14 protein-coding genes are annotated in these 15071 nt (G+C 58.9%); 1 reads left to right on the forward strand and 13 read right to left on the reverse strand.

The window, feature by feature from the left end; genetic code table 11:
- Window positions 1-89: 89 nt before the first annotated feature.
- A complete protein-coding gene (locus RAK1035_RS00420; protein WP_008280635.1) occupies window positions 90-1118 on the reverse strand; it encodes an RluA family pseudouridine synthase in 1029 nt (342 codons plus the stop codon).
- On the opposite strand from RAK1035_RS00420, the gene RAK1035_RS00425 reads away from it, so the two are divergent.
- Window positions 1117-1428, forward strand: coding sequence for a DUF6476 family protein (locus RAK1035_RS00425; protein WP_008280636.1), 312 nt, complete (start codon window positions 1117-1119; stop codon window positions 1426-1428). The genes RAK1035_RS00420 and RAK1035_RS00425 overlap by 2 nt on opposite strands.
- A gap of 134 nt (window positions 1429-1562) precedes the next feature.
- Here RAK1035_RS00425 and RAK1035_RS00430 read toward each other — a convergent pair whose 3' ends face one another.
- The 12 genes from RAK1035_RS00430 to RAK1035_RS00490 all read right to left on the reverse strand — a co-directional run bounded on the left by RAK1035_RS00430 (window position 1563) and on the right by RAK1035_RS00490 (window position 15068).
- On the reverse strand, window positions 1563-1907 hold the full coding sequence (locus RAK1035_RS00430) for a hypothetical protein (protein WP_008280637.1): 345 nt from the start codon (window positions 1905-1907) through the stop codon (window positions 1563-1565).
- A 17-nt stretch (window positions 1908-1924) separates the two neighbouring features.
- Window positions 1925-2632, reverse strand: a complete 708-nt coding sequence (locus tag RAK1035_RS00435) for a tetratricopeptide repeat protein (RefSeq protein WP_008280638.1) — start codon at window positions 2630-2632, stop codon at window positions 1925-1927.
- The gene (locus tag RAK1035_RS00440; RefSeq protein ID WP_008280639.1) at window positions 2629-3735 is read right to left on the reverse strand and encodes a (2Fe-2S)-binding protein; all 1107 of its coding nucleotides are present in this window, start codon (window positions 3733-3735) and stop codon (window positions 2629-2631) included. The genes RAK1035_RS00435 and RAK1035_RS00440 overlap by 4 nt, the downstream gene beginning before the upstream one ends.
- A gap of 71 nt (window positions 3736-3806) precedes the next feature.
- Window positions 3807-6212 carry a LamG domain-containing protein gene (locus RAK1035_RS00445; RefSeq protein ID WP_232279179.1) on the reverse strand — a complete coding sequence of 802 codons (2406 nt, stop codon included), beginning with the start codon at window positions 6210-6212 and terminating at the stop codon, window positions 3807-3809.
- A 98-nt stretch (window positions 6213-6310) separates the two neighbouring features.
- Window positions 6311-6751, reverse strand: coding sequence for a hypothetical protein (locus tag RAK1035_RS00450; protein ID WP_008280641.1), 441 nt, complete (start codon window positions 6749-6751; stop codon window positions 6311-6313).
- Window positions 6752-6787: 36 nt separating this feature from the next.
- Window positions 6788-7486, reverse strand: coding sequence for an urea ABC transporter ATP-binding subunit UrtE (gene urtE, locus RAK1035_RS00455; RefSeq protein ID WP_008280642.1), 699 nt, complete (start codon window positions 7484-7486; stop codon window positions 6788-6790).
- On the reverse strand, window positions 7486-8235 hold the full coding sequence (locus tag RAK1035_RS00460; protein WP_008280643.1) for an ABC transporter ATP-binding protein: 750 nt from the start codon (window positions 8233-8235) through the stop codon (window positions 7486-7488). The genes urtE and RAK1035_RS00460 overlap by 1 nt, the downstream gene beginning before the upstream one ends.
- Window positions 8232-9338 (reverse strand): ABC transporter permease subunit, encoded by a 1107-nt coding sequence (locus RAK1035_RS00465; RefSeq protein ID WP_008280645.1) that lies wholly within the window; start codon window positions 9336-9338, stop codon window positions 8232-8234. Before RAK1035_RS00465 ends, RAK1035_RS00460 begins: the two co-directional genes overlap by 4 nt.
- A gap of 35 nt (window positions 9339-9373) precedes the next feature.
- On the reverse strand, window positions 9374-10255 hold the full coding sequence (gene urtB / locus RAK1035_RS00470; RefSeq protein WP_008280646.1) for an urea ABC transporter permease subunit UrtB: 882 nt from the start codon (window positions 10253-10255) through the stop codon (window positions 9374-9376).
- A gap of 77 nt (window positions 10256-10332) precedes the next feature.
- Window positions 10333-11637, reverse strand: coding sequence for a transporter substrate-binding protein (locus RAK1035_RS00475; protein WP_081506708.1), 1305 nt, complete (start codon window positions 11635-11637; stop codon window positions 10333-10335).
- A gap of 403 nt (window positions 11638-12040) precedes the next feature.
- Window positions 12041-14284 (reverse strand): nitric oxide reductase activation protein NorD, encoded by a 2244-nt coding sequence (locus RAK1035_RS00485; RefSeq protein ID WP_008280649.1) that lies wholly within the window; start codon window positions 14282-14284, stop codon window positions 12041-12043.
- On the reverse strand, window positions 14271-15068 hold the full coding sequence (locus RAK1035_RS00490; protein WP_008280650.1) for a CbbQ/NirQ/NorQ/GpvN family protein: 798 nt from the start codon (window positions 15066-15068) through the stop codon (window positions 14271-14273). Before RAK1035_RS00490 ends, RAK1035_RS00485 begins: the two co-directional genes overlap by 14 nt.
- Between the last annotated feature and the right edge of the window lie 3 nt (window positions 15069-15071).

Genomic DNA, 15071 nt, shown 5'->3' on the forward strand with positions numbered 1-15071 from the left:
GCCGTACATGACTATCTTAACGCGCATCTAAGGTGTTTCCGTCGCTGCACCCGTATTGTGACAGGAATTCACAAGATATTGCGCCGCTGTCATGCCCCGCGCAAGGCAGAGAGGAGTGCCAGCATATCCTGAGGCAAATCCGCCTCGAACCGCAGCGCCGCGCCCGTTCCGGGATGCACAAAGCCCAGAACCGCCGCGTGCAGCGCCTGCCGCGGAAATTCCTGCGCCGCCGCAACACCCGCAGGCAAAAGCGCCTTTTCCTTGAGCTTGCGCCGCCCGCCATAGACCGGATCCCCGATCAACCCATGGCCCGCATAGGCCATATGCACCCGGATCTGATGGGTGCGGCCAGTCTCTAGCCAACACTCCATCAGCGCGGCAACGCCGGGCGTGCCGAAGCTCTCGATCACCCGCGCCCGCGTCACCGCATGCCGCCCGCCCTCGAACAGCACCGCCTGCCGCTGCCGGTCGGTTTTGTGGCGCGCAAGGCGCGTGGCGATGCGCAAGATATTGCCGGGCTCAAAGCTGATCCCCCGCAGGCCACGCAGGCGTGGATCGCTTGCCTCGGGCACGCCGTAGACCACGGCGCGATACTGGCGCTCGACGCTATGCGCCTCGAATTGCGCCGCAAGGCCTTGATGCGCGGCATCCGATTTGGCCACCACCAAAAGGCCGCTGGTCTCTTTGTCGATGCGGTGGACAATGCCCGGTCGTTTGGCCCCGCCCACGCCCGAGAGGCTGTCGCCGCAGTGATGCAAAAGCGCATTGACCAGCGTGCCCTCGGGGCTGCCGGGGGCGGGATGCACCACCATGCCCGCAGGTTTGTTGACGACGATGAGATCGTCATCCTCATAGACCACCTCTAGCGCGATGGCCTCTGGCGCCATATGGCTCTCGCGCGCCTCGGGCACGACAATCTCGATAAGGTCCCCCGCCTGCACCCGCGCCTTGGCCTCAGACACGACCGCGCCATTGACCCGCACGGCCCCCTCTTCCAAGAGCCGTGCCAGCCGCGTGCGCGACAGCACCGCCGCCTCTGGCACATCGCGGACAAGCGCCTTATCAAGGCGTTGAGGCGGATCATCCCCGATCCGGAAAACAAGCTGGTCCAAGCCCATGAATGACAACTCTCCGCCGGTCAGCCCGGCCACTCTGAAGTTTCTCGCACGGTTGGTCACGCTGTTGACCGCCACGATGGTTGTCGGCCTCATAGTGATCATCGGCCTCTTTGTCACCCGCTTCTGGGGCGAGGATAGGGGCGCGCTGTCCTTGCCCGACAGCCTGACCCTACCCGAGGGCACCCGTGCCACCGCCTTTACCCAAGGGCCGGACTGGATTGCCATTGTGACCGAGGACAATCGCATCCTGATTTACGATCGCACAGGCAGCACGCTGCGGCAAACCGTGACCATCGAGACGCAGAATTGATACGTTTGGGGGGTGGTGCCGCCCCCTGACTGGAGCAAGGGGGCATTGGACCCACGAAGCTCTCTGATAACAGCCTTTTAAAACTTATTCAGGTCATCCGTGTTGAGTGTCCCTGAGAACTGACCGGGCTGCGCTTAGTCTCCGACCGCGTTTAACGGCTCCAGCAGATCAGCCTTGCTCGGAAGGCTTTCTTTGGAACGAAACAGAATAACCCATTCGGCTGTTCCCTCTGCCTCTAATTGCCCTGAGTCTACGGTCCCGAAGCGCTGAATGAAGAACGCCTTCACAATCTCGGCGGCGCGCGGGGTGCCCGCCGGTTTGCCCAGATAGATAAAATCCTCAACATCAAAGCCCATCCGCGACAGCGTCTCAGATGGGGGCACGGGCGACGTCACCACCCCCCACCGCGTACCGTCAGAGTCGAACTCTTTGATGGCATAGAGGAAATCATATTTGATCTGCTGTACGCTGAACCTCAAAACCGGATCCTTTCAGGTTAATTGGTGCTCACCCGGAACCGAACGTCACCTGCGCCGCCTCGGTGGTCCTGCATCCATTTCTCGACCATCTGATGCCCACGGTGCAGCTCATCTGGCGTCATCTCGGACACGAGACCTTCAAGCATGCTGATCGCGCTGCCCGCGCCGTGCTGAGAGGCCAGCGTCAGCCACAAAAACGCCTGCTGACAATCCTTGGCCACGCCAAACCCATTCCTGTAGCTGAACCCAAGCCGCGCCTGCGCCGGGAAATACCCACTTTCGGCAGCCATCCGGTAATACTTGGCCGCGGTTTCGAGATCTTTGTCCACAACCTTGCCCGCAGACAGAAGCGTGGCCGCATTGAACTGCGCACCGGTGTCACCGGCATCGGCGGCGCGGCACAGCCACATCAGACCAGTGCGCGCATCTTCGGTCACGCCGTCGCCCTGAATATACATCACGCCAAGATTTGTCTGCGCCTGAACACTGCCCATCTCGGCGGCCTTGAGACAGCATTTGAACCCCATCTGCTTGTCAACCGCGACCCCGTCGCCATTCATGTGCATGACTGACAGCCAGAACCAAGCGGTCGCATCGCCCGCTTTGGCACAGCCATAAAAGAGGTCATACGCAGCCTTGAACTTGCCAGCCTCGTAAAGGGCCACCCCATCCATAAGGGTGTCGCCAAGTTTGCCCGAAGGCTCTTGCTGGGAAAGATCGGTCATATCAGATAATGCTCCACGTTGCGGAAAATCGGGATGTCGCTGTCGACCTGCGGCATCTTCACAAAACGCGAGATGAGCGCGTTATGCGCCCACCACGCGGCGATCTGATCCTGTATCTGATCAACGGCACAGTCCTGGACGCGGTCGCGTGACGCGCTTGACGGGATGCTATCCTGAAGCGCCTCAGCCCCGGTTCCGGCATGCAACAATTCTTTGTGCCAGAACGCCAGACGTTCGGCATCGAGCGGACAGTCCGACAGGATCTCTATCCGGAACAGGGTTTTCGTGATCGCCGTGTGCTGAAGCGTGATCGCGCAGGTCTCGGCCCCTTGCGTGAGCAGAATGAGGTTGGGAAAAATCCATTGAACCGCGATCTGCGAACCGTCAGACGCGGCTCTGCGGCCCTGCATGGCACGATCCGAAGACGTCAGCATCTCGTCCACGCGGGCCAACATCTGGCCCGAAAACTTCCAATTGGCGTCAAACTCAAGCCATTGACGATGCGCCCGCACGGCATTGTGCCGCATTACCGGCGCGGGCAGGCTCAGATCACCTGCCAGATCACTGTCGGCGCCGCCCGGGTCGATGTTGAGGAACAGCAGATCGCCAAGCTGTGCCACGTGAACCGGATGCAGCCGCTCGGGGCGCAGGCCCAGATATTGGTACTTGATGCGGGTATTGTCCGGCCCCTCTCCTGTGGTAATCGGGCCCCGGTCGCGGCTATAGCCGCAAGAGGTGAACGAACAACTGGTGCGCTCACCCTGCTGGCATTGCGTTGGCACCATGCGGCACCCGCCATGTTGCGCCATATTGAACCGTGCCTCTAGGCTGCCATCCTCCATCCGTTGAACGTGGACGCCGTGATAGCCAAGGGTAAAGGGCAGGATATCGCCCTCTGCAGGAATTTCATGGACCGTACCGACAGACACCCAGTCTCGGGTCCAGATGGCCTCGTCTTCAAGGTAGAGAAACTGAAGCGAGCGATAGGCAACCCGGGGCAGACCGATTGCCTCGCCAAAGGGTCGGCGCACCCTGTCGAACACGCTCGGATCGCTTAGGTTCACGCCCTCGTCGCGATAGCCAAGGTCAGGTCTGCGTACCATTGGGGCCTCCAGTTTTTGGGTGGGCTGTCTAAAGGTGGGGCCGGCGCACGCAGCGCCGACCCCCTCTTGCGTTACTCTGCCGGGACCAGATCGGGGTTTCCGGCATCGCCATCGGCACGGCCCCGCGCCCGGATCTCGGACTTGGGTGCTGCGGGCAACGGACCATCGACCATGAAGTGATCCAGCACATTCTTGGTCAACTTGGAGATATTGTTGTCGCAGTTGTTCCAAGGCAGTGAGCCGCAATAGGCGATTGACGAGAACGAGAAACATGCGCCCCCATTCGGCGTTTCGTGAAAGGCGATATCGCCGCGAACACGCGGGTGCGTCGTGCCGTCAAGCCCCTGCTGGTTAAAGCCGAAATCCTCGGTCACCAGAAGATACGCCTCGGTATGACGGCCCGCCGATGTTGCCACCGTCAGCGTGTGGGGGGGCGAGCCGAGGGTGAAATCGACGATGTCGAGTTCAAGACCGGCAGCACCACCGCCCACAAGCCCGAAATTGCCCAGCATTTCGTCATAGTCGATCCCTTCGAACGCCCAGGATACACGGGGGTTGTTGCTTTCCGGGGTTCTTGAGAAATAGCTCGAAACGTCGAACCCTTCTGACGACATGCCCACACCCGCCACCGAATGCAGGTAGCGGCCACGGAAACGCCACATCCCGCCCAGCTCGCCCGTGCCCGCGTGATAGTATTCACCGGGATCGGCGCGCCATGTGCGGATGCCGGATTCGCAGCGCCGCATCTCGGTGATGACGCCACGCCCTTTGTCCTCGTAGGCGGGATGGAAGGAATGGACCCAATACCAAGCATCCGCGCCCATATACATCAGCCGTCCACCGCGCTGCGTGTAGTTGTGCAGCGCATCAAGCTGGGTTCCCGAGTTATGCTCGGGATGCGATCCGGTGATGATGACATTGTAGTTCTCCAGACGCGCGAGCCCGTCATAGGTGATGTCTTCATCGGTGATGCAGTCGTATTCATAACCCATGGTTTCCAGCCAGTAGATCAGATGTAGATCTGCCGGGTATTGCCAGGGGGCCTGGGCGAGGAAATGGTCATACTTGGGCCGGTTGCTGAGGATCGGGCGCAGGCGGGACGAGAAACAGATGCCGGTGCCGTCGGTATGCGTGTCATAGATCGAGCCACCGTATTCGCGGTGCTCGGCCAGAAACATGTTTTGATGCTGCATGATGGGCACGCGGTAGATGAACAGCTCCGCCGCGCCCGCGTTACAGGCGACATGCTCGTTGGCATAGGCCATATAGCTGATCGTGGGCACCATGAAGGCGATCTTGGACTGCTCCTTGCCGATTTCCGGGACGACCCAGAACGGCACGTAGTCCTCATCGCCGTCAGCCGTCGTCAGCTTGGCCGCGTAAGAGCGGCTCTTGCAATCGGCGGGCACCTGCCATTCGAAATCGACCTCCCAGCGCGCATCGTCGATATCATCGTCGTGAAAGCTGATTGCCGCGTATTCTTTTGGGGCTTCCTTCCAATCAAAGACGGTGCCGCTCCAGTTGTGGCCGGTCATGCCTCGGGTCGGCAGGTTCACGAAATCGAGGTCCAGACGATAGGGGCCGAAATCCTTGCCTTTGATCGTGTCGATCCCGTGGGAGAAATCCCACGCCGCAACGATCACCTCTGACAAGGCACCGGTCGGGCCAGAGTTGCGGCGTTCTGTCAGGCCCGATTGCGCGCCCAGTTTCATCGTCTCGATGTCCTGACGCGACAAGGCCTTGGAGCAGATGCGCGGTGCTTCGATTTTACCGTTGTACTTTCCGGCCAGAACCACACCAGCAGGCACCGAAGACTGCGCGGTCGGATCGTCCGATAGGCATTCGGCATAGGCCGCAACAGCGGCAGGAATCGGCAGATGCTCGATCTTCTCCGAAATCGTCTTGGAGACGGGCGGGATCACCGGATCAAGCGCGTAATGCACCTGCGGCTCGTGATACAGGATCAGCTCGCCGCTTGCCGCGTCATAGGTGGCGGCCACGAAATGCCAGGCGTGATCGCGGACAGGCTCTGGGCTTTCGAGAGTGACGCCGTTCACGCGCACCTCGACATGCCCCTTCGCATTGAGAAACAGGCCGTACCCCTTGCCGCCGCTCCACTTGGTGACCAAGGCCTGTTCGCCATGCTTCCAGTATTTCGGATGCGTCTTGGGCGCGGTCGGCCAGATCCAGCACTGAAGCGTGAAGCTCTCGACGCGCAATTGCTTGCAATCGGCGACATAGCCGTAAGATCCGCTGTGGATCACCTGCTTGCGGCCGGGCACCGTGATGTTCAGCCCCCCCGGCACGGCTTTTTCGATAAAGCCGGGACCGCGTGGGTTGGTGTCGCCGTTGATCATCTGGACGATTTCGGCCTTGAATTCCTTGGGGCCGTCGCAATTGATCATGAATTTGATGGTGCCTCCGGGATGCACCCCGAAAGTGTCGGCATAGCCGGCAAGTCGCATAGCTGCAGACATGTTCTTTTCCTCTTATGGCTGTCTCACAGGTGGCCTGACGTCTTGTCAGCCCCCTGCCGTTACGATGGTTTTTTCCTTTGGCCCCTGTCCGGGTGGGATCAGGTGACAGGCCAGTTGTCGTCGCGGTGCTTCCAGCCCTCGCGGTAGTGCTCGGGCATGCCCGCAGTTTCCGGCAGCTCGTCGAGGCGCATCAGAAAGATGGCGTGCTGCGCGTCCTGCTCATCGGTGAAAACACGGTCATCAACAAACTCTGGCGGCACGCCGCGCACACCCGACAGGCGACCGATGCGCCATTCCTTTTCGACCTCTGTGCAGATGATGATCAGCTTGCCCGCCGTGGATTCCCCGCGCATGCGCAGCAAAACCCGCTTTAGCAACGGATCGTCATGGACCCCGCCCGAGACAACCGTCGTATCTCCGGGGGTTTCACATTTCAGGATCGAGAATCCGGCAACGCCTTTCATCGACTCCGTACATTCCAGATGCGCTTTGATCAGCGCCTCTCGCTCCGGTGTTCCCTTCTTTGGAATGGATTCCATCTTTTTTTCTCCCTTGGTTATGTGTGGATTTGGTTTTCAAACGGTCATGTGGCGGTCGACCATCTCGTCGGTGAGGTCGGAAATGACGCCGGATTCAACGATGCGCCCGTTGTCCATCATCACGAATTGATCCCCCAGATCGCGGGCCACTTTGATATGCTGTTCGGACAGGATCATGCTGATGCCCATCTTTTTGTTGAGCATGCGCAGCGTCTCTCCGATTTCGGCCACGATATTGGGTTGGATGCCTTCGGTGGGCTCATCCAGCAGAAGAATTTGCGGATCGACGGCCAGTGCGCGCGAAATCGCAAGCTGTTGCTGCTGCCCACCCGATAGCTCACCGGCGCGCCGGTTCAGGTTTTCGGCAAGGTAGGGAAAGAGATCCAGACAGATCTCCGGCACCTTGCCACTCCGATCTGCCTTGGCAAAAGTGCCAAGCAGGATGTTTTCGCGCACCGTAAAGTTGCCAAGGATCTGACGGCCCTGTGGCACATAGCCCAGCCCGTATTTCGCCCGCTCATCCGTGCGCGCCTTTGTCAGGTTGGTGTCCGAGACGGAGAGCGTGCCCGTCATTTTGTCGACAAGACCCATGATCGTGCGCAAAAGGGTGGTCTTGCCCACGCCATTGCGCCCCAAGACACACATGCAGGTGCCCTTGGTCACGCCGAAATCAATATCGCGTAAAATCTGTGTTCGCCCGTAGAACGACGACACCTTTTCCAGTTGCAACAGCATCAGTGTGCATCCTCCGTACCAAGATAGACAGCGCGCACGCGGTCGTCTTTTTCGATTTCCTCGATGCTGCCCTGCGCCAGAAGCGCCCCCATGTGGAGCACGGTGACCACGTCGGCGATCTTGCGCACAAAGCCCATGTCATGCTCGACGAGGATGATCGTATGGGTGCGCTTGAGCTTGTTGAGGATGTCGACCGTCAGCCCGATCTCGTTCTCGGTCATGCCGGCCACGGGTTCGTCGAGTAACAGGATCGCCGGATCCTGCATCAGCACCATGCCGATCTCGAGCCATTGGGTCTCGCCATGTGACAACAGCCCCGCCTCTACATCGAGACGTTTGGTCAAACGCACCTGCTGGGAAATCTCGTCGAGTTTCTCGGCGCATCCCTTGGCCCGCATCGAGAACATGTTGCGCAGCGCGTTCACTTCGCGGCTATAGGCAACCTCAAGGTTTTCACGCACGGACAACCCCTTGAGCACGGCAGGAATCTGGAACTTGCGCCCGATACCTTTGCGCGAAATCTCGTGCTCTCCCTTGCCGGTGATATCATCGCCATTGAGATAGACCTTGCCTGCGTCGGGTTTCTGGCGGCCACTGATCAGGTCGATCATGGTCGTCTTGCCCGCCCCATTCGGACCGACGAGACATTGCAGCGTGTTTTCCGCCACATCGAGGCTGAAGCCGTTGATAACCTTGTTCCCGCCAAAACTTTTCTCGATGTTCATGACCTTGAAAAATCCGCCGATCATTTCAACACCTCTTTCCCGTCGCTGAATTCAAGGTTGGTGTGCTCGGCCTTCATCTTCAGCTTGGTGGTCCGCCCAAGAAGCGTTTCGACCAAGCCCGCAAGGCCGCCAGGCAGGAACCGCACCACAAGGATGAACGAGAACCCGAGGATCAGTATCCATGTGCTGAGAAACTGGTCGCCCACATAGCTTTGCGCGCCTTGAACCGTGAAAGCCCCAAACATCGCCCATATCAAAGAGTTGCGGCCCCCAAGCGCCACCCAGATCACAATCGAGATCGAGAACCCAACTTCGAATTGCGCGGGCGAAACATATTGCGTGAGCACCGCAAAGCAGCAGCCTGCGATGGCCGCGATCAAACCCGAGAGGGTGTAGACCAGCGTTTCGTAGATCGCGACATTGTAGCCAAGGAACCGGACACGTTCCGGATCGTCCTTGAGGGCGCGCACGATCAGGCCAAACCTGCTTTGATTGATGAGCTTTGCCGCCACAGTGCATGCCGCCAACAAGGCGAAGACGAACCAATACGCACCGCTTGAATAGGGGTCGATCTCGGTTTGGCCCAGCTTGAGCGAACTGGGCGGCGAAATGCCGTTCACGCCATTGGTGTAGGGTTGCAGATCAACGAAGATCGTCGCAAAGGCGCTGAGCGTTGCCAATGTCATGATCGCAAAGAACGGCCCCGACACGCGCGCCGTGAACATGATCCCACCAAAGATCAGGTAGAACACCGTTGGCACAAAAAGCGCGAGGAAGATGCCTGTCGAGGTGTTCTGGAAAGGCTGCCAGAGCAGCGGCAGGCTATCCAGACCGTTGTTGAGCATGAAAGGCGGGATGGTGCCATCGGCCTGGGTCTGCATCTGCATGGTCATCGCCATGCAATAGGCACCCAACCCGAACGCTATGCCCTGACCCATGTTCAGGATGCCACCGCTGCCCCAACACAGGCTGATCGACACGGCGAGCATTCCATAGACACCGTAAATCGCAAGCTGATTCAGGAGGAACGCGTCGTTTGATATCAGGGGCACCGCGCCCAGAACCGCGAGAACGGCGATGTAGAAGAGCCATTGCAGCGTCTTGTTGTGATATGCGTTATGGGTCATTTTTATCAGTGCCTGTCATAAGATTGTGGTTTCTCTTAGCGACGCTTGCCGCTTGCCGAGATCAGTCCTTGCGGGCGGAACCTCAGGAAAACGACGATCAGCACAAAGATCAGGAACTTGGCGAAGGTGCTGTTGGTGATGAGCGCGAAGAAGGATTGCAGCTCGCCAATCGCAAGGCTTGCAATGGCGCTTCCCAAAAGCGCGCCGCCGCCGGTCACAACCGTAAGGAAGGCCTCGACAACATATCCCATGCCCATCGTCGGCAGAACGATGTTCAACGCGCCGAACAGGGCCCCGGCAACACCGGCAAGGCCGGCCCCCAAGGCAAAGGTAAAGGAATAGACCTGCCCCGAGTTGATACCGAAGGACGCGGCGATTTCGCGATTTTGCGTCACGGCTCGGATCTTGATCCCGAAATCCGTCTTGTAAAAGATAAGCCAGACACCCGCCGCAAGCACCAGCGCCATGAAGATGATAAAGACGCGGAACACCCCAAGGCTCAGCCCGCCAACTTCGATATTCGACGATAGAAACTGTGGGATTTGGACATATTTCGGATCACTGCCAAAGATCAGGCGCGTTCCCTGAATAAGCACAAGAGACACCCCCCAGGTCGCGAGCAGCGTGTCGAGGGGACGATTGTACAGATACCTTATGAGGGACTTTTCAATCGCAAAGCCGATTGCGCCCACCACGACGAAGGCGACCGGAATACATAGAAAATACGGCACGCCCATAAAGGTTTGCAGCGCATAGACCGTGTAGGCGCCCAGCATGATGAATTCGCCATGCGCCATGTTGATCACACCGGCGGTTCCGTAGATGATCGTCAGACCAAGCGCCGCAACAAAGAAAATTCCGGCAATGCTCAGCCCGAGAATGAGCGAATTGGCGAAAGCAATAGACGAGATGTCCATTTCGTGCCCCCTGACATGAAGTAAGGATCGGTATGGAAGGCGTGGTAGCGGGCGCGTCCCGCCACCACGGGTCAGCATCAGATAACGTCGGTCCGAACAGTTCCGTCCGGTGCAACAAGACCATTCGCCTTGCACGTTCCGATATCGGGATAGATCGAGTACGGATCAGGAGCGACATGCGCATCCGCCTGCTTGACGATCTTGAAGCTGCCGTCAGACTGACAGATGCCAATCTTGGGAACCAACCAAGTGTTGAAGTTGTCTTCATCCACCCAGGTTTCGCCTTCTGGCGAGATATCCGCGCTCAGCTTTACGCCAGCGCAGGCATCGCGAACGCGGGCCGGTGTAACCTCTTCAAACCCGTGTTCGGCGATGGCCTTTTCCATGGCCGCTTTGAACACATATGCAGAGTTGTAGGTCTCGGACATGTTGTAATGGGTGACACCGTTCTTGCCGTAGGGGCTTGAGAGGAAGCCATCGACAAATTTCTCGTTCGTCGGATTGTCCAGCGCCATGAAATACGGGGCAGACAGGAAGTGACCAGCGCCGTATTCCGCGCCCATCGCCTTGGTTTCGATTTCACCTGTTGTCAGCGAGGCAATCGGCATCTTTTCCGCATCGAACCCAGCCTGCTTGAACTGGCGGTGGAAGGCGATGTCAGACGCGCCCACCACGGTCGAGAAAATGAAATCAGGCTGCGCTTCGCGGATCTTGTTCAGAACCGGCCCGAACTCTGAATCCCCAAGCGGGATGTATTCCTCACCCAGCAATTCGCCGCCCGCGTTTTCCAGCCATATTTTCGCGTTCTTGTTCGACTCTTTCGGCCAGACATAGTTGGAGCCGACAAAAAAGACCCGCTTGCCGAAGTTTTCGACCATGTAGGGGATCAAGTCTTTGGAGTGCTGGTTGGCCAGCGGACCCGTGCAGACGGTATTCTGCGTGCATTCCGCCCCCTCGTAACAGGTTGGGTAGAACAGCAGGTTGTCACGCTGCATCACGATGGGAAGGATCGCCTTGCGGCTGGCAGAGGTATAGCAGCCGAAAATCGAAATAACCTGATCACGCAGGATAAGTTCGCGCGCCTTTTCAGAATAGACACTGAAATCGGATTTGGCGTCGATGATCACTGGCTCGATCGGAGAACCGGCGATGCCGCCTGCCGCGTTGATTTCGTCGATCGCATATTGCATGACCAGCGTCGAGTCTTCCTCTGGCACCGCCAGACCGCCCGTAAGCGAGAACAGAACGCCGACCTTGATCGGCTTACCCTCGGTCAACGTGGCACCCCAAGCGCCACGCGACTTGGGAATCCATATTCCCGGTGCCGCAAGTGCGCCCGCCATTGCCGAAGTCTTCAGAAATTTCCGTCTGCTGAATTTCATCTTCTTGTTCCTCTCTGTGGGTTTTTCTAGCTTGCCGGCTGGTTGTTTTTTTGCCGTGCAATTACAGAAATTTGGCAACCATCCCGAAGCATCGTCAAGCAATTAAAATTAATAAGGGGAATATTTTATTCCTGTTGAGAAAAATTTAGACACAAGTCTTGCTGCCCCAAGGGACTGCCTAAATTTGTGAAAAACTGTCTAATTTTAATGCGTTACGTGAACTACATCGGACTGAACTTTAGCGCGAAATACCGAGCCTGTTTGATGCTGATCGGGTGATTCTCTTGCTGCGGTGACAGGCCGCTTTCCAGGTTGCAAAGCTTGCGCGTGGAATGGCCTGCGCACCCTACCGACAGGCAGGTCTTTACAGGTGCAATCAGCATTGAAAGGCGGTGCATCCGGGTCATCGTGTCATCCGCAGGTAAAACGCCGAAAGGGTGCTTGGCAGAGTTGCGATGTCGGTGATCTGGACACAGGATTTGCGCCCAAAGATCTCTGACTGGCGCTGACCGGCATCCGGGCCTAAGGCCACACACACAGCGTCGATCCCTTGACTGCGCATGGTTTGAACAGCGCGTCTTGCATCCGCGACCAGATACTCTGGGTCTGCCACATCAATGTCAGACGGTGCGCCATCAGTGACCAAAAGAACAAGTTTGCGATACCGCGACACGTCTTGCATACGTTGAGAGGCAAAGCGCAGCGCAGCGCCGATGCGCGTTGAATACCCCGGGCGCAGCCCGGCCAGTGCCCGCCCCGTTGCCTCATCCAAAGGCGAGCCGAATGTCTTGATCGGGATCACACGGACATCATGCCGTCCCGCCGAGCTGAATGCCGTGATGGCAAGATCGTCACCCAGTTGCAGCATCGTGCCAGCAAGGATCGCTGCGGCATCGCATTCCATATCCAGAATGCTTATGCCCGGCGCGGCAAGGTCCGCTGTTGATTGTGAAATATCCAGAACAAGATGCACCGCAATCGACCGCTCTGGCGGCAAGATGCAGGCGTAGACCCGATCATCCGGTTGCCGCGCGGCCCGGATGGCGATCACCGCATCAACGGCGGCGTCAAGATCAAGGGTCTCTCCCTCGGCCTGTTGCTTCAGCCTGCGTCTCTTGCCCGCCTCGTTCTTGACGATCACGTGGTTGATGCGCGCAATCGTGGTCCCATGCCGCTGTCGCAGCGCATCCCAGAATCCATGATCCCCGGCGACGGGTTCATAGCTGTTCACCGTCACCCAGTCGTCGCGCTCGATACCCGCGCAATGATCATATTCTGGCAGGCAGGATACCTTGCGCCCCCCTTCAAGGGGCGCGCCGATGATCTTGACTGTGTCCAACCGGGCCTGCGCATCTGGCACAGTCTGCTCTTGCGTGCGGTCCTGCGGTCGGTCGTCAACTTCGCTGTTCCGCGCGGTGTGCAAATCGACTTCGATTTCGTCAGAGGGGGGCGGCGTATCCGGGTCATCCGGCAAGTCCCAAAGACCGAGATTGTCGTCACGATAGGCGGGCTGAACCACATAGCTCAGCGCATCGAACTGAACCCGGATCTGACCGAGATCATTGCCCAGAATATTGCCGATTTCTCGCGATATGGCCGGATCGTCCAGACGTTCGGACGCGGCATCGAACATCGCAACACCTTTGCGGATCCATCCGTGGGTGGGGCAGGACGCCGGATCAATCAAGGCCCGCGCAAGTCCGGCAAAAAGGTTTGGTGCCGTCGCAAGACCGTCAAACCGCGCAGTATGAAACGGCAACCACAAGCGCATGAGGCCCGGCATATCGCGCAAAGCAAGCGCTTCCACCCGCGCATCCTCGATCAACGAAATAACGGCAAGTTGCAGCGGTTTGAGCTGCCCCAATGGAAAGCGCGGCCCGCCATAGGCGGCATGCGCGCCGACATGCGCAAGCGCGGCGCGGTAAAGCTGCTGTTCCTGTCCTTTGAAGCCCGGAAATGACGCGGGCATCCTGATGATACCGTCCGAAAAGCCCGTCCGCCGCGCCCGGCGGTTCGACGCATCTGCGACCGCTTCGCGCAGAACCGGCGCGTGCCGCCAAAGAGCGGTGTGAAAAGACGTAAGCCCCGCCTCAAGGCTTGGGAAATTCGCCTCTCCGGCGTAGCGTTCAAGCAGGCGCTGCGCCTCGGGTGTCTCTAGCCGGAAAAAGCCCAAGGTCTGATCGGTGTCGAGCCCGCCCACCATCAGCCCGGTTTCGGTCCATGCGCAAAACCCTTCTAGGCCAAGACGGTCGAGCAGCAGGTCCGCGCGGTCAAGCACCGCACCGACAGCCTTGGGGCTGCGGCCAAGAACCGCGGCGATCATCCCGCGCCACTGCTGAAAATCGGCCGCATTGCGCAGCTTCACGGCAATCGCGGGACACAGGTCGAGATAGGTCGCCGCAAGGCGGGGCCGCGCCTTGATTGCGATCCGCGAGGCATCCGCAGCAATGGCGATGGCCTGCGCAGATCCCGCATGTTCGGCCACGCGCGGTGCTGCGGATGCAAAGGCGCGCGCGACCCCTGCGCCATATCCTGCGCCGTTCAGGCGATCATAGGCGCGCAGATACACGTCACGGCCGGGGCCAGCGAAGGCCTGACAAATGGCCGGCGTCAGCGCCTCGGCCTTTATCCCGTCAGATACAAGCATCAACAGCCGCCGACAGGGTTGAACGCATCTCGGGATCGTCCGTTATTGGGGTGATCAACGCGAATTTGCAGGCTTGGGTGATGGGAAGCCCCGCAACCATCAAGCGGCCCGCGTGAATGAGCATCCGGGTGGATGCGCCTTCGTCCAGTCCCTTGCCCCGCAGGTTGCGGCTCTTGCCCGCGATCCGCGTCAAACGCTGTGCATCCTGCGGGTTGAGCCCGGATTCAGAGGCGATGATATTCGCCTCGATCGTGGCTGCCGGATAATCGAAATCCAAGGCGCAAAAGCGTTGCTTGGTCGACTCCTTTAGGTCCTTGAGAACGCTCTGGTAGCCGGGGTTATAGGAAATCACCAACTGGAAATCCGGGTGCGCGCGGACCAGTTCACCCTTCTTTTCCAAGGGCAGGATGCGGCGATCATCGGTCAAGGCGTGGATGATGACGGTCGTGTCCTGACGCGCCTCGACGATTTCATCCAGATAACAGATACCGCCTTCGCGAACCGCCCTTGTCAGGGGCCCATCCTGCCAATACGTGCCCTCGGCCCCCAAGAGATAGCGCCCGACGAAATCAGAGGCCGTCATGTCTTCGTGGCATGCCACCGTGACAAGTGGCTTGCCCAGTTTCCACGCCATATGTTCGACAAACCGGGTCTTGCCGCACCCGGTCGGTCCCTTGAGCATCACGGGCAAGCGCATTTCATACGCCGCCTCATAAAGCGCAATCTCATCCGCACTTGGGTGGTACCGGGGCTCTTCGGTCAGGCGGTACGTTTCGAGTGACATGCT

The organism is Roseovarius sp. AK1035, from assembly GCF_003288315.1.
Classification (GTDB): domain Bacteria; phylum Pseudomonadota; class Alphaproteobacteria; order Rhodobacterales; family Rhodobacteraceae; genus Roseovarius; species Roseovarius mucosus_A.